Genomic DNA, 18,916 nt, shown 5'->3' with positions numbered 1-18,916 from the left:
CCTTCGATTTGCCGATTTGCCCCGTTTACAACGCTTCAAATTCCAAGAACGGGTCTTCGATCTCGATCGCAAACGCTTCCGCATCGCTTGCTCCGACGTATAGCTCCGCCATGCCCCCTGCTTTGCGCACAAGTCCTCCGCTGAAGATGACGTCGCTCAGATCCTGCCTCTTCGCCTCGCCGGCGGGAAAATCGCTCCTGCGCGCAATGATCTTCATCGGCGTTCTTTCCAACGTATCCGGATTCACCGCGAAGACAACGGCATAATAATGGCGAATCCCGTTCTCGTCGAAGGAAGCGATATGGCCCAGCACGCCGATAAATCCATTCGACAGCAGCTGCGGCTCGTTAGCCCCTCCCCATTCCTCTCCGGCGAACTGCTCCTCGAACAAAGGCGCAAGAGCAACATCTTTGACCTTCAATTGTTCCAATGAGCCGACTTTGTAAAAACCGATTTTCCCCCTTCCGCCATAGTAGCCCTGCGGTCTCGTCAACACCCCGATCTCGCCGGTCGCCAATTCGACGAGCCGTAAATCTTTCATATGATAAGGGCCCATAAAAAACGGCCGCAGGCTGGCAATATCTTTGCCGCGATAAAATTCGGTCGCCCACGCCACGATGTTATCCGGATGGAGCGGATCGCTGATGACCCTTACGCCTCCGAAGACGAGCTCTCCGCCGATGCGGGTAAAGAACGGATCCTGCAGATCATAGACAGGATAATCAGGGTGAGGCGCCCAAGCCTCGCCCTCCTGCCGGAAAAAGACGACCTGAGAAACTTCCGAATCCCGCCCCTCTACCCGCCCCGCGATGATAGACTCTCCCCGATCGGTAAAAGGAGCCGTAATATTGTAAACGTCCTTGTCCCCTACGCCCGTAAAGCGAATGCGTCTTCCGTCGGACGCTTTCGTTCTCCCCGCATATTCCTCCAATAATTCCGCGCAGGTCCGATACCCGGCTTGCAGTCCCGGCATGTCAATCCTCCTTCTTCAAACTCGCTTTAATGAGGTCGAGAGGAACCTCTGCATAGCCGACATAGGTATCGCTGGCTCCGTAATAGAGCTTCACGATATTGCCCTCGACAAGCGCGCCGCATGGGAAAACGACATTGCCGAAAAAGCCGTCGACTTCGAATCGCTGCTCCGGCTGCATAAACGGCAGTTCGCTTCTTGCGATCACCTTCCAAGGTTCGTCCTTCTTGAGCAGCATCGCTCCGACGCAATAACGGTTGTTCTTGTCCGCGCCATGATAAATTTCAAGCCAGCCTTCCTCGATTAAGAAAGGAACCGCGCTCGCCCCGATCCTTCCTTCATCCCAGAGACCGTCGCGCACGCCGGCGATAAAGCGATGATTGCCCCATTGAAGCAAGTCGCTCGACTCGGCGATCCACATGACCGGCTGACCGTAATGCGAGCATGAAGGACGATGAAGCGAATAATACTTGCCGCCTATCGGTTCGGGAAAGATGACGACGTCTTTATTATCCGGGTGAAATACGTTGCCTTGCCGCTCAAAAGAGACGAAATCCCCGGTCGTCATCATGGCCGTGCAAATCCCGTATTCCGAGATGGCCGAGTAGGTAATGTAATAAATATCTCCGATTTGCGTCATTCGCGGGTCTTCGATGCCGTAGCTTTCGTACATCGAGCCCGGGAGAATCGTCGGCTTGTCATCGATTTCAAAACGAATGCCGTCTTTGCTGCGGGCAACCCTGAAGTGAGAGATCGACGTTAAGTAATTTTGGGCAGGCGTCTTAATGACCCTGACGTCCGAGAAATCGATGTCGTCGGTTCTAGGAATCGAGCGTACGGTCATCCGGTCGGACGCGGCGTCGTATAGCGGCGTCAAATAGACGGTCGGATCGTCATTCAGCGGTCTTTCCGCGACGCGCAGCAGCAAAATCACTTCATCCTTGTACTTGGCGACGCCGGCGTTAAACACGCCTATCACTTCCCAATCCGGATTGGAAGCGACAACTTGATTCGGCGCCATGATCGGATTCATATCGGATCTTCGAATGGTCATCCTGCATCTCCTTATCTGCTTTTCTAGCTTTGGTCGGCTCTTGATAATTTCTTTAGCCTTTCACCGATCCGATCGTCAGTCCTTTGACGAAATACCGTTGCAGAATCGGATACAGCAGGATGATCGGACCGATCGTGACGAGCGTCGTCGCCATTCGGATCTGATACGTCGGCGCTTTCAAAGCGATGCCGGCTCCCGACGGAATGAGCGTTTTGGCCGCTTCGAGGTTCGACACCATCCGGCGCAAAATCATTTGAAGCGGGAACTTGTTCTCGTCGCTCATGAACAATACGCCCATAAACCAATCGTTCCAATAAATCAAGGCGTAAAACAATCCGACCGTCGCCAGTATCGGCTTGGAGATGGGCAGTACTAGCTGCGCGAATATGCGGAACTCGCTCGCGCCGTCGATGCGGCCTGCCTCTTCGAGCTCCTCCGGCACGGTACGGAAGAAGCTGACGAGCAAAAACACGAGAAACGGCTGCACGGCCAGCGGCAGAATCAGGGCGGACAATGTGTTCGACAGATGGAGCCACTTGGAAATGAGAATATAGAACGGAACCATGCCGCCGTTAAAAAGCATCGTAAAATAAACATAGAACGAAATGGCGTTGCGCAGCCGATTGCGACGATTCGCGATCGAATAGGCGAGGCTAGAACTGACGGTCAAGCCAAGCAGCGTGCCGGCCAGCGTAATAAACAGCGTTACCCCGTAGCTGCGGACGAGCATGCCGGATTTCAGCAGGATGGCGTACGCGTCGAAGTTCAGCCCTACCGGCAGGAGACTGTATCCGTTCGAGATCAGCCAATCCTCCGAGGTGAGCGAGCCGGATACCATCAGCAGGAAAGGGAACAGGCAGAAAGCGGCAAACGCGAGCACGAAGCCGTAAGCGAACGCTGTCGTCAGCCTGTCGGAGCGAGTCGTTATCATAGTAAAGCCAATCCTCCTTTTAGAAGAGAGCGGAATCCCGCGAGAATCGCTTGACGAGCGTATTAACGGCAACGACGAAAATGAAGCCCATGACCGATTGGAACAAGCCTACTGCAGCCGCCATGCCAAAATCGTTCAGCACGCGCATCGAGCGGAAGACATACGTATCGATAACGTCCGTTGTCGGGAACAGCATGGAATTGTCGCCGACGATCGCGTAGATCATGGCGAAGTCGCCGTTGAATATTTTGCCGACGGCCAGAATCGTCAAGATCGAGATGGTCGGGATAAGCAGCGGCACCGTAATCCGCGTCATCATCTGAAACTTGGAGGCGCCGTCAATGCGGGCCGCTTCGTAGATTTCGTCGGGAAAGCTCGTGATCGCCGCCAAGAAGATAATGGACATATACCCTGCGCCCTGCCACACTTTAATGCATGTTAAAATCCATGGCCAGAGGTGCGCCTCGAAGTACCAGTTCAGCGGTTCGATGCCGAGCGCGTTCAGCCAGCCATCGACGGTCGGATGCATGCCGCCAAGGAACGATTGGACCAACATACCGATGACGATCCAGGACATAAAGTAGGGAAGGAAAATGATCGATTGGGCGCTGCGCTTGATCCATTTGCGCTGCACCTCGTTCAGCAGCAAGGCGAGAAGCACCGCAAAGAACGTCGTAGCCAGAATAAATAAAGCGTTCAGATAGACGGTGTTGCGAAGGACAAGCGCCAGCTTGTCGGTCGTAATGAAAAACTTGAAGTTGCTGAAGCCGACCCATTTGCTTCCCAAAATGCCTTTGCGGATATTAAAGTCTTTGAACGCGATCAGCAGTCCGTACATGGGGACGTAGCTGAACACGAATACGAATACGATGCCGGGCAACGCCAGCAAGTAAAGGAAAGGGTTGCGCCCGATGTCGCGCAGCAAGGTTCGCTTTCTCACGTTAATGCCTCCTTCGATGTTCCTGACCGCATTGTAACGAATATCGAAATTCGAATGCTATGAAGAAAAAGGCCAGAGCCGTCAAAAAGCGATGATCGGCGACTTCAAAAAGCAACGATCCGTTCGAAAAACGCGCTTGCGCTGTTCTCAAACGGCTTTCGATTCTATAATGGGGTTCACACGCACGACCAGACATAGAAAATGCCTTCTACAGGCGAAGCGAGGGGAATGGCCTTGAAGCTGCTCGTCCGGTTCAGATCCAAGCTGAAGCGCAGGAAAACCTTTTTACGTATATTGACCTATTTTATAGTCGCCAGCGTAACCGTTCTGTCATTAAGCACCTTGTTCCTGTACAAATTGTCGTCGCGCACGATCGTCGACGGCATCGGCAGCCATATGGAGGATTCCATGCAGAAGGCGGCCTACAACACATCCTATATGATGAACTGGTCGCTCTCTTACGCGCAGCGGTGGAGCAGGGATTCTTCCCTCGTGTCTTATGCCTTAAGCAATCAAGAGGATCATTACGAGGATTTCAAAGCATGGCAAACGCTGCGCAAAATCCAGACGAACAACCCGCTGATCGAGTCGATCTATTTGGTCAACGGGTATACGAATACGGTTGTCGACACGCGCAGCGGCGTCTACGCGACGGACGAATTTTACGACAAAGAGATGCTGAAGCTCCTGCAGCCGCAGAGCCTCCGAAATATTCATTCGCTCATTCCGCGGACGATGGAGGGTAAGCTCAACGACATCCGTCCGATCAGCGTTCATTTGCTTTCGTTCGTGTTTCCGTACGAGCCGAACCAATCTTCATCGTCGCTGGTCATTAACTTCGAAGAGCAAAGCTTGATCGATCTGTTCGGGAAAAACTTCTCGGAATCGGCCAGCAGCTATATGCTTCTCGATGAGACGGGAACGATCATGGCGTCGCAGGATCCGGGTTTGTTTTTGCAAAAATCGCCGTTCTATGCCGATATTATCGGCCATAAGCCGTCCAGCGGGTGGGTGGAGACGGCCGCGGCGGGCGGCAAGTCCCTGCTCGTCTACGCGGACCTCTCGTTCGCGGGCCACGAGCGTTGGCGGATCGCGTCGCTCATTCCGGAAGACCAATTGCTCGGGAATGTGCAAGCATTGCGGAATTGGACTTTGCTGTTCTATATTCCCGTCGTGTTGGCAACGTTGTTCGTCGTCTGGCTGCTCGCCAAAAAAATCTATTTCCCGATCCGGCGGCTGCTCGAGGACGTGCCGGTGGACGAAACGACTTACGACCGCGCGGAAGCCGAGAGCGAGTTGTCCGTGCTGTCCGAATTTTACCGAAAGCAGCAGACACGCATCGATCGGCTGTCCGATACGTGGCGCAACTACAAAAACGATACGCGGAACGAGCTGCTGCGCGGCCTGCTCGCGGCCAAATCGAACGAACCCGTGCAGATGATGGCCAAGCGGTTCGCCGACCTGGGACTTCGCATTCCGCTGCAGTCGCTGCAGCTGGCAATAGGCCGGATCGACCGGTATGACAGTCTGGCGCAAAAATATTCCGAGGCCGACATCCGGTTGCTTCGTTACGCGATGACCAACATCGTCGAAGAGACGCTGGCCGGGTACGCCTTGGATACAGTCGACTTGGGCCATGACCGGTTCGCTGTCATCATAGGGGCGGAGGAAGCGTTCGGAGATGCGGAATTGGCGGACGACCTGCGCGTCTGTCAATCGCAAATCAAAGATTACCTTGGCGTCCGGATCAGCCTGACCGTCAGCCCGGTGATCGAATCCTATATCGACCTGCACGATTCGTACAAGGCGACGCTGCTGCAGTCCGAAGAACGGTTCTTTCTCGGCCACGGGCAAATCTCTTTCGCGCCCGCGGCATCGATGGAGACAACGGCGGCCTACAAGTATCCTGAGGAAAAGGAACGCAAAATCCTCAATGCCGTCAAACTCGGCCACGAAGATGAGGCAATCCGCCATCTGCGCGCCTTCGTCGAAGAAGCGACTGGCACGACGGTGTCCGAAGGTCGGCTGTCTCTCACTCACCTGATTCTGAACATCGGAAAGACGATGCAGCAAATCCGTTCTGCGGAAGGAGACGAACAGCCGTGGAACCTTCGGTCGATTCAAGGAACGATGGATCGCCTGGAGACGGCGGAGGCGGTCACGGCATGGATCGAGACGCAAATCCGCGGCTTCCTGGAGCGTCAGAGGTCGGCAGCCAACCGGACGAACCGCACCGAGCAGACGGTACAGGAGATGATGGATCTAATCGGCGCGCAGCTGACGGATCCGAATTTGTCTTCCAAGTGGATCGCCGACCGGATGAAAATGTCGCTTAATTACATTCGCACCTTGTTTAAGGATGAAGTCGGTCAACCGCTCGCGGATTACATTGCGGAGAAGCGGCTGGAGCAAGTCGTTCGCCTGCTTGTCGAGACTGACCGGACTGTCGAAGAGATATCCACGCAAATGGGATTTCCGGCGATCAATTCGTTTTACATCGCATTCAAGAAAAAATTCGGCGTGACGCCGATCCAATATCGAAAAAACCATCAGAAATGACGAAGGAAAGCCCTTGTCCGGACGTGCGGACAAGGGCTTTCTTTATGATCTAATCGCCTGTTGAAGGCGCGTTACCGGGCAGGCCGATTCGCCGGCGCGTCCGCCGCACTGCCGCGCAGCAATTTTTTGCGGTACTGCATCGGCGAGATCGAGCGGACCCGCTGGAACTGCTTGATGAAGTAGCTCGTATTCGCGTAGCCCGCTTGCATCGCGATATCGGTCACGGACAAATCGGAACCGATCAGCAGCTTTTCCGCCTCCATGATCCGAATCAGGTTCAAGTGCTCGGAAAATGTTCGGCCGGCGACGAGCTTGAACTTCCTGGAGAAGTAGCTATAGCTCATGTTGCACATCTTCGCGGCTTTCCTGGCGTCGAGAGGCTCCTGATAATGCGCTGCTATATGTTCCATCATCCGCTGAATCGGCTTGTAGAATGGCTCGGTATCCCGGAATAGACCGCTCAGCTTCTCGTACTGCTCCTCGCGCTCCCGGATGACCCATAGAAACAGCTGCCCGATCATCGTGCGAATAGCCAACTCGTAACCGAACCTCGTTTGAGCGATTTCCGCCGCAAGCCTCGGGAACAAGCCCGCGATGTCCGACCCGTTCGTCTCCTGCCGCTGAAAATGAAGGCCGAACCGGAACAGGCGGTGATCCGCCGCCATTAGCTGCAAAAAAAGCGGCTCGGAAAACTGCGACGACGGCAGGATGAGTTGTTTATTAAACTTGACGACTACGATGCGCGTATTCCAGTCGCTTTCGCCGAAGAAGGAATGAATCATCAAGGAATCGATGAAGACGAAATCCCCTTCGTTCAGCAAATACATTTCGTCGTTCACGTACGCCTGGGCCTTCCCGGATTTGATATACACCATCTCAATATAGTAATGCCAGTGGGGGGCGACTTCCCATGCCCCGCCCGAGTAATCCGTCTCGTGGCAGTGGAAGCCCTCGTCGCGGGCAAGCTCTTCGAAGATGACGTTAGTCATGCCGTCACCGCTCCTCTCATGACAAATATGTTTTATTTTTAAGCATGCTCTCGGTATTTTTGATCCGTGTACCGCTATTATGATAGAACTAGCGGGACTAGTAAACTGCAGATACGTGCGGGGAGGAAGCGGCTATGAGCGAGCAGGGCAAATCTTTTTTCGGAAACGGCTTTTTCGAGTGGCAGTTCGCCGGCAAGGACCACTACAAGAAGATGTACGAAGAAACGCCGTTTAACAAAGAGAAGTACTGGGGCGGTTTTCCCGAGGAGACGGACGATTCGGCAGACGGGGAGCTGCCCGGTTGGGCGGTAGGGCCGTTCGAGAAGTACGAAGGCAACCCGATCTTCGCACCGGACGAAGAGGGCTGGGACTGCGGCAGGTTCTCGGGCGGCGTACACAACGGGGCCGTCGTGCGCAAGGACGGCAAGTTTTACTACATCTACCGGGGGGAGTTTCCGCTTCCTGACGATTACTGGAGCGGGACCAACGTTCAGTCGACGGAATTCGGCGAAATCGATTATATCTGCGATATCGGTATCGCGGTTAGCGAGGATGGCGTCCGCTTTACGAGGCTGAAGGAGATTAGCCCTTTATTCCGGCATGGCGAAGACGCCAAGTATAGTTACGAGGACGTCTGCGTCGTCCGGCATGAGGACTCCTATTATTTATTTTGCAACCAGTGGGATTGGAAGAATTTCACCGATCCGAAGAAAAACGGCGTGTTCATCTCCGTATCGAAAGATTTGCTGCATTGGGAGAAGCGCGGACTCGCTTTCCCGAATGCGGCGACCATTCACCGCAATCCGTGCGTCCTGCAAAATCCGCATAACGAAGCGGTTCGGGCGGGCGGGAAGTTCGTCATGTATTTGAACGACGGGATTGTCGCCTATTCCGACGATCTGCTGCACTGGGAATCGAAGAAGCTGGACGCCTATTGGCCTGGCGGCGAAGGCTGCTTCGCCCTCGCCGAATATTCGGCGGCGGATCCGGACGCCGTCGTGCTGTTCACGGGCGGGCACCACACTGGCCACTTCTACGCGGTCGGCGAAGTGCTGCTCCGCAAAGACAATCCGGAGAAGGCGCTCGGCTGGCTGCCGAAACCGATTCTACACGCGGAGGAGAAGTATCCTTGGGAAGACTGCCGCAGCGCGGACGATCCGGATCGGATCATCTCCAGTTTCCGCGACACGATCTTCTTCACCGGCCTGACGAAGCATGACGGCAAGTGGTGGCTCTATTACGGCGGAAGCGAGTATTACACCTGCCTGGCGACGGCGGAGGCGCGAGATTGAGAGCGGACCGCAATTACGGCTGCCGGATCAAAACGGATCTGCAATACAAGGGCTACGCCATGATCGTAATGGAAAACGAGCTGTTCCGGCTGTCGGTGCTGCCCGGCAAAGGAACCGATGTCATCGAGCTGCTATATAAGCCGGCGGACATGGATTTCGCCTGGCTGACGCAGCTCGGGCTGCGCCGGGCGGAGACTGCGTTCGCCGACTTCCAGAGCCGCTACGAAGGCGGCTGGCAGGAGATTTTCCCTTCGCTTAGCGGCGAGCATGTGTACGAAGGCACGAAGCTGGCCACTTACGGCGAAGCCTGGCTGGCGGAGTGGGATTATGCCGTCGTCTGCGATGACGAGGTAGATATTGCGGTACGGTTCGAGTATAAGCTGCGCGCGATGCCGTTTCGCATAAAGAAGACGATCGCGATGCGGGCCGGGGAGCCGGGCTTCCGGGTAAGCGAGTCGATTGCGAACGAATCTCCCGCAACGGTATATGCGGACTGGGGCCACCACATTACGTTCGGGACGCCTTATCTGCAGCCCGGCGTCGTCGTGGAGCTGCCGAGGACGAACGGCACGATCGTCATGCCCGAGCGGGGAGCGCCGGGCGGGTTCGACGTGCTGGACGATCTGTCCGAAGGCTTGTATCGGCTTATCCGTCCGGACGGGCTGGGCGCGCAAGTGCAATGGGATTTAGAAACATGGCCGTACCTCTGGTTCTGGAGGGACTTCGGAGCCGACAAGGGCGGTCCTTATTACGGCTGTCACTACAATATCGGTCTCGAGATGTTCACCTCGCCGCCGGCCGCCTCGCTTGCCGACAGCCGGGATGCCGGAACCGCGATCCGATTCGGGGCGTGGGAAGAGCGCAGAGCCAATCTGGCATTTCGCGTGATCGATGAAACAAACGAACGAAAGGATCGTGGGATGAACGATGTCCGAAGCGCTTTTAACAACCTATGAACTTGCCACTGGCGAGCAGAAGCTCGTATTCGAATTCGACCCGCTTCTTCAAGGATACGGATATGCGGTTTACGTCAGAAATAAACAGGAGCAATGGCAACGCATATCGGATGCAGGCAATCCTCTCGTGCGCGGTCTAAGCTTTGATCTGTATCCCGAGACAATCGCGGAAGGAGAACAAGGGGAGTTGCTCGTCGCCGGGACTCGCACGTATGTGTCGACAGGCGGCAATGCGGGCGTCTATTCATGGCACGGCACGATCCGTGCGGACAAGCGGAACGGCTGGATACGCTTTCGGCTAGAGGTGCATGCGCCGGAAGATATCGGCCTGCGGATGATCGACGGCGTCGAACCGGAAATCACGATCCGGATGGGGCAGATGCCGCCGTACGACCGCGGAGACCACGTCTGGTTCAAAACAAATATCAACAATCCGACGAAATGGAACGACGAAGCGTACGGCAACGATTTTCCCGCGATGTATTATTTCGACGCCTATCACCAGTTCGAAACGATGATGTTCTTCGACATGACCGCGATGAACTGGATGAACCGGGACAACGTCGCCCGGTTCTTGAACTATCGCTGCGGCTTCCGCCGGAGCTACAAGCCGTCCCCTTCCTATGAGCTGGGTCTGTATGCAGACGGTTTTTCCGGAAAAACATTCCCTAAGGGAAAGCAAACGTTCGAATATTACTTGAAAGCGCGAAGCCGGGTTGCGCCGCCGACCGAGCAAACCGCGATGGCGGAGCTTGTGCGCCATTGTCTCGAGCTTGTGCCTGCCCGTGCGGTGTGGCCGGCCAAGGCGACGGATTGGCAGGATTTCGCGGAGCGCTGCGCCGACGAGCTGATGGACGACGAACAGTGCTGGGGCAGCAACGAAGATTACGACGACTTTATTTTGAACTATGTAAACGGCTATTCCCCCGCCTGGCAGGAAGCGTTCGCCGCCAAGCAGCTGCCGATCGACTTCAAACATTCGCCGTGCATCGATTCCGCCGCGTTCATCGGTTTCCCGCTGTCCATCGTGAACGCGGTCAAGACGGACGAACGCTACGGCGATCTGCTCCGGCGGCTACTGAAATTCATCCGCGCGTACGTCGAACGCAAAGAAGACGCGCCCGTGAAACCGGGCGGCGAGGTCGTGGGAACGTGGCAGTATATTTACATTCTGGAACAGCTTTGGCTTGTCGCCCAACTAAACAAGGATGAGCGCATCGACCGTTACGTCATGAACGAGGTTCATAACTTCCTCATTCCGTTCAGCCGGAACGTCGACTATTTGTTCCCGCTTAGCTTCAACACGGAGACGATGGCCAAGCACGGCAACGGCGACAACTATCCGGTAGGCGGTTTGTACGCATTGTTCATGTTTAACCTGTACAAGAAGACCGGCTCCCGAGCGTACTTCGACGAAGCGTTGCGCGGTTTGCGGCCCCTGTACCAGATGCCGATCAACAGCTTGTCCCAGGAGGTGTTCCTGCTGGCGATGGGCGTGCAGGCCGCTTCGCTGATCTATCAAGAAACCGGGGACGAGCATTATCGGAACGTCTACGACTACTTGCTCGCGCAAAACTTGCGGATGATGTACTGGTTCGACGACAACACGAAGGACGAATACAAGGACTACAATATTTTCGCGATGTTCCAGGCTTGCACGCCGATTATTTATCCCGCGTTTTTCGAAAACGTCGAAGTGCTCGCCCGGATCGCCGTCACGCTGGACGTTCACGCGCCGCATGTCGGATTGCTGCGAATCTTTAACCACGCGCGCAAGAACAATTTCTACCTGTTCCCGGAATGCTTGCCCGACAACAAACACCGTTCGAACCTGCTGCATATTCCGTTCGAGAATCTGGGGCTGCTGGAAGACGAAAAAACCGGGTGGATCGGACAGGAAATATACGGCGCGGGGCAGGTGTTCGCGGCATACCTGATGTGGGAAGCGTTCGGGAAGTCCTCCGACCGCGACGTGATGGTGCTGAACGTCAACGACGACAAACGGGTCGACCCGGACGCCGTATCCGGCATGAGATTGGCCTTTATCGTTTATAATCCGGAACAGGAAAGCAAATCATTCGAGCTCCGTATCGCGGACCAAGTAACCGTGCGTACCGCGAGCTGCGGACGGGCGCCCGACAGCGTAACGACGACGCTCGAGACGGAAGGCAACGTCATCCGGCTTACGCTGAGCCCGGACGAGAACTTATACGTGACGGTGAACGGTTAAGCGGCTGAACGGCTGAACTTGAAGCGAGGTTAACGACATAGAGGGCGTCCCTGAGCCGATAGGTTGGCTTAAGGGATGCCCTCTTCGTTGCGGCGGAAGCATGACAACGATAAGCGTAACCGGCGAGCGACCGTGCACGTTTAACACGCTCTCGGCGTTTTGCGCACGACATCCGCCGACAACTACGCACGGAACTCATCAATCCCCGTCACTCAGGTGTGTATTGTATGAAAGGCCGATGAGCAAAGTAGACTCCAAAATCCCTTTACCTCGAAATCCCCTTCGCTCAGGAGAGTCTATTTGCCTCTTCGACAACGTGTATCGGCGTACGATCCGGTTTCCCTCCATATGAACGCATATCAGCGTACGATCCGATTTCCCTCCATATGAGCGCATATCAGCGAACGATCCGATTTCCCTCCATATGAGGATTCAACAAACGCTTCTCCTCCGCGACCATCGTTTAGCTGGCCACGGCACGACCATAGACCGCTGGTCGAGGAAGGCGATAGGATCGACAGGTAGCGGTTACGGTCAGTTCCGGGTACGTTATCGTCGGTCGGGTCGCGCAATCCTGCAGTAGCATTTGAAAGATACCCTTCCCTTCGCGGTTATGCATATAGCAGTAATGATCAAGATACACCTGCAAATGCTTCGCGCCGATACCCCCGAACTTCCAAGCAAGCCACCACCCTGCCGCTCTGCATATTTCGCGCAAAGGATGTCCGAGGGTTCGGTTCGCTCTTTTATCATAGCGACGAGCAACGACCGTCGTTGCCGCAGGATCCACAAATTGCGCGATAAATGGCGATACATCCGGCGAGCTGCGTCTGTCCGGAAGCGTGTTCTTGTCATACCATTTGAGGATAACGCGGGGCGACTCTCCACTCCCTTCTTCCGAAGCGCCGGCCAGTAGCGCTTGCTCCTTCTTATGCCACTCTCCGCTTGCCAACGGAATCCGGGGGTTAAGTACCGCATCGGTCACTCTGACGAGTCCGCTGAGCAACACCTCTGCCTCCGCTTGCGACATGGCATGGCGCAGTTTGTGGCAGATGAGCCAAGCTGTTTTATAGGAAACGCCGATGATGCGAGAGAGCTGCAATGCATTGATTCCGTTCGGGCGCGCATGAAGATAGATGGCCTGAAACCATAAGCGGAGCGATGTGCGTGTGCGCTCCAAAACGGTACCCGAAGTCAAGGAAGGCTGCGCTTTACAAGAGCGGCATTCATAGAGAGGGAGACGGCGCGTTTGGATGAGATAAGCCTGCGAGTGTCCGCAACGAGGGCAGCGAAAGCCGTCCGGCCATTTGGCTGCAAATAAGGCGGAAATGCAGTCGGTCTCCGTAGCAAACTGGTCACAGAAAGTCTCGAAAGAAACATTCCCCATCCATGCAACCCCCCCTATCAGAACATTTGTTCTCATTTAAAATTTTATCAAATATTTGTTCTCGTTTCAAGTGGAAATGCAAATTTTATCCATGTGATAATCAGTCCCTGAGCGAAGGGGATTTCGTGCTAAAGGGATTATTTCGGGGCATTGGGTTCGGGGCATTGGGGGAACAAGAGCTTAATTTACCAAATAACGTAAATAGGGTGAAGCCCGTCCTCACCCTCAAATGTTATAATTCCTGGCAAAAAAGGACGTTCCCCGGTCGCATAACGCGGCCTGAGGAACGCCCTCTTTTTTGTTACTTACCGGCTTTGAAATCGGCAAATTGCTTTTGCAGCTCCGGCAAGATCTTGTCGTTCCCCGCTTTCTTGAAGCGGTCTTTCAGCTCGTTCAAGCCTTTGTCCGCGTTCAGAACGCCGGCGCCGAGCGGTTTGAGCACCTCGTCCTTGATTGGGCTGATCTGCGCGTACTCGGTTTTGAACGCATCCGTATTCGGCGTGAATCCGGCGAACGGCGACAGCTGGAAGTTGTTCGAGTCGCGCGTAAACTTGAACCACTTCAAGTCGTCCGGAATCATATTGTCCGGCGTGCGGACCAAGTTCGGACGCCATGTCAGCACGTAACCCGGGAACGAGTACTGGCTGCCTTCCACCACTTTGTATTGATCGTCGCCGATCGGAGTCCAATGCTTGCCTTCGATGCCGTATTCGAGCAAGTCATGGTTTTCCCGGATGGAAAGCCAGTTCATCACCGCGATGACTTTGTCCGCGTGCTTGGACGCGGACGGCACGCACAGGAAATTCCATTGTTTGAAGTCCGAGTAGTGGGTCTGATTTTCGTTCATGATGGCGACTTCGAGCTGTACGCCCGAAACTTTGAGCGCGTCGGCGAACTTCAGGCCTTCTACGCCGTCACCGGAATACGGGATGGAAGCGACTTTGCCTTGGTTGAACAGCGCCGTGGAATTTTCCTGCTGGGCCAAGTTTTTCTCGAGAATGCCGTCTTTAAAGAAGCGGTTCAGCTTTTTCAACGTTTCTTCGAATCCGGGACGTTCGTAGATCGGATAAATGTTGCCGTTCTTATCACCATTGTAAAAGACGTCCATGCCCATCGTCAGCGCCTGGTTGTCGCCGTTTGTCTTGGAATTGAACAGGCCGACCAGGCCGTCGGCATAACGGCCGTCCGTAGCGAAAGGCACGATGCCTTTTTCTTTTTCCTTTACTTTATAGAGGAACGTCTCCAATTCGTCCACGTTCGTAATCGGAGGCAGACCGTACTTCTCGCGCAAGTCTTTGCGGATCAGGAACCCGCCGATGATGCCTTGGGATATGCCGAGCGGGATACCGTAAATTTTGCCGCCAAACTTGTTGGAATCCCACATGGGCTGCGGAATGGAGCTTTGCAGCTCGGGCGCCTTGGCAACCAGATCATCCAAAGGAATGATGGCATTGCTGGAAATCATTTGCGAGATGTGCAGCCAAGGGGCGTCAAGGAACATATCGAATTCCTCGCCCGCGGACGTCTTTAGCGTCGTTGTGTTGCCGTAGTCGTTCCAGCCGATGAATTGAATGTTAAGCGTCGCGCCGATGCCGTCGGCAACGAGTTTTTTGTTCACTGCGTCCATGACCGTCTCGAAGTCGGTCGGCTTGTCGCCCGGGAAGAACGCTTTCAACTCCACGGGCGGTTCGGCCGGTTTTTCGGACGCCGGCGCCGATGCCGATGCCGACGAACTCGGAGAATCGGAAGAAGCGGCGGTGCTGCCGGACGATTCGTTATTCTCGCTGGAGCACGCGGTCGCGAAGACGAGCATGAAGGCCATCACGGAGAGCAGAGCGGCGGAGCCTTTGCGCCGTATGGCGCTATTTTGTTGCCAGGTTTTTCCCCTTTGGTTCAAATTCAACATCCTCCTTATATATAGGCGTTCTGACAAAGCATGCTTCTTGCGAAGAAGAAGCTCATGCTTATCGTACGGCGAGCCGCCTCGCCGAGACCATTGCGAAATGTAAAGGAAGTGTCAGTAACGAGCGGTTTAACGATTTCAAAAAACAAAACCTATTCTAATTTCCCTCGATTGAAGTCCCATAATCCCTATTTTGAGCCGCCGGTTGAACGCGGGACTGGAGCTATTGAACGCATTGCGCAAAGAAAAATGACCCATCGTCCAATATCCCGGAAATTCATTTTTATCCTAAATAAAAAGCATTGTAAACAACCATTTGAATCGACTAGTTGTTTTTTCGCTTTACATTCACGCAGCGTGAACGTTTACAATGTCTCTACGGAGGTGCGAGACCGGCATGAGAATTAAAGAGGTCGCGGATCGATTGAACACGACGACAAGAACGATTCGCCTGTATGAAGAGAAAGGGCTTTTGTCGCCCGCCAAGTCGCGAACGAACCGCTATCGGGAATTCACGGAACAGGACGTCTGGCGCATTCAAGCGATTTTGTCTTTGCGGGAAGCAGGAATGAACTTGGCGGACATCGGTCACGCCTTGGCGCAATGGGAGAGGAGCGAAGCGGAAGAACTCCGTCATTCACTCGAACTGCAGCGCGCGTCCCTGGTGGAGCAATGGCTCGAGCTGAAGCAAGTGATCGAGACGACCGAAGGGATGATCGCGACGCTCGAAGCTGAGCAATCGCTGCCTCTGGAACGCATATTCGAACTTGCAGAACAATCGCGGAGATGGAAACGGCAGAGGGGAAAATGGACCGACAAGTGGGGATTCGATCAGCTTGCGCCGACGCACGACGAACGAGTGAAAGCTCGTCTCGACGGTTACGAAGACTACGAAGAACTGCTCGACTGCATCTTTACATATACGTTGCCTGTCGAAGATGAGCATGGCCTCGACATCGGGATCGGAACAGGCAACCTAGCAGCCCGATTCCTCGAAGCCGGCTGCCGGATGTCTGGTGTCGATCAGTCCAGGGAGATGCTTAAGCGATGCAGAAGCAAACATCCCGACATCGAGACGAAAGTCGGCAACTTCCTCGCCTTGCCCTACTTGGAGAAGCAGTTCGATTTCGTCGTCACAAGCTTCGCCTTCCGTCATCTGACTGCAGAGCAGCACCTGCTCGCGCTGGAAGAAATGCTGCGTGTGTTGAAGCCGGGCGGTCGCCTATGCATCGGCGACCGGCTCGACGAAGACGAACAGCAGCGTCTTGCCCTGTGGCTAATCAAACATAACTTCCGCCCTCAGGTACATCGCGTGAACGATACGCTGTCCATCTTAATTGCCGTCGAAGGAGTCGATATCGAAGATGCCTGACCACGATCGAATTTACGCCGAAGAAGCGCCAAGTTACCACGAGATGATCTCGAAACAGCCTCCGCTCGCCGACATCATTCGAAGCATTCGCCCGTTCGCCGGCCTCGACATCGTGGATATGGGTGCAGGCACGGGCAGACTGTCCGTCGATCTGGCGCCGGAAGCCCGCTCCCTCGTCGCGCTTGATGCTTCGGAAGCGATGCTGATCGAGAACGCCCAGCGGCTGGCAGCGACTAGTGCCCGTAACTGGAGGACGGTCGTCGCCGACCACCGAAAGCTGCCGCTGCCGGACGATAGCGCAGACTTGATCGTGTCCGGCTGGAGCGTCTGCTACTTAACAAGCTCGAACCTCCCTGAGTGGGAGAGCAATCTCGCTCAAGTGCTCGCCGAGATGCACAGAGTGCTGCGTCCGGGCGGCACGATCATCCTGTTCGAGACGATGGGAACCGGCCTCGAGACACCGAATCCGCCGGAATTTCTGCTTCCGTATTACGAAGCGTTAACTGCCAAGTACGACTTCTCTCATAAGTGGATTCGCACCGACTACTGTTTCGATAACGCCGAGCAAGCCGAAAGACTCTCCCGCTTCTTCTTCGGCGACGAGCTTGCGGACCGCGTCGCCCGCGAACAACTGAGCGAATTACCGGAATGTGCGGGGGTTTGGTGGTTGACGATCTAAAGTAACTATGTCCGCAAAACATGCAAATGACGCACAAAATGTACCGATCCGAGCCGTCGAGTCGGGCTATGGTCGGCTCGGCACATTCTTCCCGCTCGCTACCCGCTGTCTTTCGAGCGCGATCCGATCAGATAGCCGACGATTGTCGATTCCACGGGTAACACGACAAGCGTCCACATCTCCTTGAGGCCGAAGTCGGCCGAACGGAACTTCTCGGGTGTGAGCGTGTAAATGAGCGCGATGAGCAGAACACCGAGCGCGATCGTGCCGACGATATACAGCCGCACATTGTCCCCCGACCCAAAAAAACGCCCAAGAAACCCCAGCTCCGCCTTGCGTTTCTCGTTCTCGGCATTGGCCGCAATCATTTTGCTGGCAACCTTCGGGTCCTGGATTTCGATTTTATTCATGGTCCGGAGGAACCCCCTCACCCGCATAAAACGTATACGTCAACGCCCAAGAAGCGGCATCGAAGCTGATCGTCACCTCGTACCGGAGCGACAGCTTGCGATTGTTCAGCACGCCGAGGTGAATCATCTCCTCGTTGCCGACCGGTTTGCCCCGCGGAAAATTGACGCAGGAGATGCGCACTTCGTTATAGCGGACGAGTTCGATGTCGGTGGCGAACTCGTCCCTCTCCGGCTGCCGCTCGATGCAGAAAACGAAGGTGAGCGGATCGCGCTCCTCAGACAGAACGATCTCGATCGGGCTCATCCCGTATGCGAACACTTTGCCGTGGTACACGGCCTCGAAACCTCCGGACGTAATTTTCATGAGCGCCATCCTTCCCGCGGCGTTCCTACGCCATCGTACGAGCTTCATCGCTCTATTGTACGAGCGCGGCGGTGCATACATGACACCAGAATTACCAACGATGCGCGTCGTTCGTCCCCTCATGGCGAGCCAAGGACAACACGTCGTATAATATGGAAAAAGGAGGTCCTATCCCATGCCCAACCAGTCCGGCTCCGGAAGAACCGACACCGCCTCGCGCGTGATCAAAGCATCCCCACACGAAATCTATCAAGCATTCGTCGACCCCGAAGCGCTGATCTCATGGCTTCCTCCTTCGGGTATGAGCGGACGAATTGACGCATTCGACGCCCGGGACGGCGGAACTTACCGGATGTCGCTCACGTATCTCGATCCCGGACACGCATCCTCCGGCAAATTTTCCGAGAATACCGACGTCGTGCAAGGAACGTTCCTGAAGCTGATCCCGAATGAACGCATTGTGCAGCAAGTGGAGTTCGAATCCGACGACCCTGCTTTTGCCGGCATTATGACCATGACGTGGGCGCTCGCCGCCGCCTCTGGAGGCACCGAAGTCACGATTATTTGCGAGAACGTGCCGTCGGGTATCCGCAAGGAGGATCACGACATGGGTCTCAACTCCTCGCTCGGCAATCTCGCCGCTTTCGTCGAAAGCTGAGGCTGTAGAGACTGTAATGTTGCTTGGCGGCCCGCGGGAGGAGAAGCCTGTCCCAAGTGGGCGGCACAAAAAATTACGAATGGGTAGCGAAGCAGCCCCGCACGGTAGGCGAGGCTTCTGTTTACTTATAATCTTGCAGCCAGCTCGCGTTCGCTCATCGCGGCTGATGCCCCCTGAGCAAAATGTCGATACGGCGATCCTTGCCTAAAGCGTAGGCGTACC

Annotated in this window: 16 protein-coding genes; 7 read left to right on the top strand and 9 right to left on the bottom strand. The window is 55.1% G+C overall.

The features are described 5' to 3' along the window. Positions 1 to 25 precede the first annotated feature (25 nt). The 4 genes from ACFPOF_RS11805 to ACFPOF_RS11790 are packed head-to-tail and all read right to left on the bottom strand — an operon-like array spanning position 26 to position 3,895. Entirely contained in the window at positions 26 to 973 is a 948-nt protein-coding gene (locus ACFPOF_RS11805) for a DUF1861 family protein (RefSeq protein WP_378132747.1), read from the bottom strand. A gap of 1 nt (position 974) precedes the next feature. Then, positions 975 to 2,024 carry a glycoside hydrolase family 130 protein gene (locus ACFPOF_RS11800; protein WP_378132745.1) on the bottom strand — a complete coding sequence of 350 codons (1,050 nt, stop codon included), beginning with the start codon at positions 2,022 to 2,024 and terminating at the stop codon, positions 975 to 977. A 52-nt stretch (positions 2,025 to 2,076) separates the two neighbouring features. Continuing rightward, entirely contained in the window at positions 2,077 to 2,955 is an 879-nt protein-coding gene (locus ACFPOF_RS11795) for a carbohydrate ABC transporter permease (RefSeq protein ID WP_378132743.1), read from the bottom strand. Between the two features lie 19 nt (positions 2,956 to 2,974). Continuing rightward, positions 2,975 to 3,895 (bottom strand): ABC transporter permease, encoded by a 921-nt coding sequence (locus ACFPOF_RS11790; RefSeq protein WP_378132741.1) that lies wholly within the window; start codon positions 3,893 to 3,895, stop codon positions 2,975 to 2,977. Positions 3,896 to 4,129: 234 nt separating this feature from the next. Here ACFPOF_RS11790 and ACFPOF_RS11785 point away from each other — a divergent pair, with 234 nt between their 5' ends. Next, a complete protein-coding gene (locus ACFPOF_RS11785; protein ID WP_378132739.1) occupies positions 4,130 to 6,454 on the top strand; it encodes a helix-turn-helix domain-containing protein in 2,325 nt (774 codons plus the stop codon). A 71-nt stretch (positions 6,455 to 6,525) separates the two neighbouring features. On the opposite strand, the gene ACFPOF_RS11780 is transcribed toward ACFPOF_RS11785, so the two are convergent. Then, positions 6,526 to 7,443: a helix-turn-helix domain-containing protein gene (locus ACFPOF_RS11780; protein WP_378132737.1), complete on the bottom strand. Its 918-nt coding sequence runs from the start codon at positions 7,441 to 7,443 to the stop codon at positions 6,526 to 6,528. Between the two features lie 134 nt (positions 7,444 to 7,577). On the opposite strand from ACFPOF_RS11780, the gene ACFPOF_RS11775 reads away from it, so the two are divergent. The 3 genes from ACFPOF_RS11775 to ACFPOF_RS11765 are packed head-to-tail and all read left to right on the top strand — an operon-like array spanning position 7,578 to position 11,921. Continuing rightward, a complete protein-coding gene (locus ACFPOF_RS11775; protein ID WP_378132735.1) occupies positions 7,578 to 8,735 on the top strand; it encodes a glycoside hydrolase family protein in 1,158 nt (385 codons plus the stop codon). Then, positions 8,732 to 9,691, top strand: a complete 960-nt coding sequence (locus tag ACFPOF_RS11770) for an aldose epimerase family protein (RefSeq protein ID WP_378132733.1) — start codon at positions 8,732 to 8,734, stop codon at positions 9,689 to 9,691. The genes ACFPOF_RS11775 and ACFPOF_RS11770 overlap by 4 nt, the downstream gene beginning before the upstream one ends. Further along, positions 9,663 to 11,921 carry a hypothetical protein gene (locus ACFPOF_RS11765; protein ID WP_378132731.1) on the top strand — a complete coding sequence of 753 codons (2,259 nt, stop codon included), beginning with the start codon at positions 9,663 to 9,665 and terminating at the stop codon, positions 11,919 to 11,921. Before ACFPOF_RS11770 ends, ACFPOF_RS11765 begins: the two co-directional genes overlap by 29 nt. Before the next feature lie 463 nt (positions 11,922 to 12,384). Here the strand turns inward: ACFPOF_RS11765 and ACFPOF_RS11760 are convergent, their stop codons facing one another. Both ACFPOF_RS11760 and ACFPOF_RS11755 read right to left on the bottom strand, forming a co-directional pair. Then, entirely contained in the window at positions 12,385 to 13,308 is a 924-nt protein-coding gene (locus ACFPOF_RS11760) for a transposase (RefSeq protein ID WP_378132729.1), read from the bottom strand. Positions 13,309 to 13,609: 301 nt separating this feature from the next. After that, a complete protein-coding gene (locus ACFPOF_RS11755) occupies positions 13,610 to 15,205 on the bottom strand; it encodes an extracellular solute-binding protein (protein WP_378132727.1) in 1,596 nt (531 codons plus the stop codon). 403 nt (positions 15,206 to 15,608) lie between these two features. Here ACFPOF_RS11755 and ACFPOF_RS11750 point away from each other — a divergent pair, with 403 nt between their 5' ends. After that, positions 15,609 to 16,583, top strand: coding sequence for a MerR family transcriptional regulator (locus ACFPOF_RS11750; protein WP_378132725.1), 975 nt, complete (start codon positions 15,609 to 15,611; stop codon positions 16,581 to 16,583). After that, entirely contained in the window at positions 16,576 to 17,262 is a 687-nt protein-coding gene (locus ACFPOF_RS11745; RefSeq protein WP_378132723.1) for a class I SAM-dependent methyltransferase, read from the top strand. The genes ACFPOF_RS11750 and ACFPOF_RS11745 overlap by 8 nt, the downstream gene beginning before the upstream one ends. Before the next feature lie 98 nt (positions 17,263 to 17,360). On the opposite strand, the gene ACFPOF_RS11740 is transcribed toward ACFPOF_RS11745, so the two are convergent. Continuing rightward, positions 17,361 to 17,672, bottom strand: coding sequence for a hypothetical protein (locus ACFPOF_RS11740; RefSeq protein ID WP_378132721.1), 312 nt, complete (start codon positions 17,670 to 17,672; stop codon positions 17,361 to 17,363). Further along, the gene (locus ACFPOF_RS11735; protein ID WP_378132719.1) at positions 17,665 to 18,036 is read right to left on the bottom strand and encodes a DUF6864 domain-containing function; all 372 of its coding nucleotides are present in this window, start codon (positions 18,034 to 18,036) and stop codon (positions 17,665 to 17,667) included. The genes ACFPOF_RS11740 and ACFPOF_RS11735 overlap by 8 nt, the downstream gene beginning before the upstream one ends. 175 nt (positions 18,037 to 18,211) lie before the next feature. Between ACFPOF_RS11735 and ACFPOF_RS11730 the strand changes: the two genes are divergently transcribed. Next, positions 18,212 to 18,694, top strand: a complete 483-nt coding sequence (locus ACFPOF_RS11730; RefSeq protein WP_378132717.1) for an SRPBCC family protein — start codon at positions 18,212 to 18,214, stop codon at positions 18,692 to 18,694. Positions 18,695 to 18,916: the final 222 nt, after the last annotated feature.

The organism is Cohnella soli, from assembly GCF_042655525.1.
GTDB lineage: Bacteria > Bacillota > Bacilli > Paenibacillales > Paenibacillaceae > Cohnella > Cohnella soli.
The sequence above is the reverse complement of the archived record's forward strand: the minus strand, read 5'-3'. Positions and strand labels throughout refer to the sequence as shown.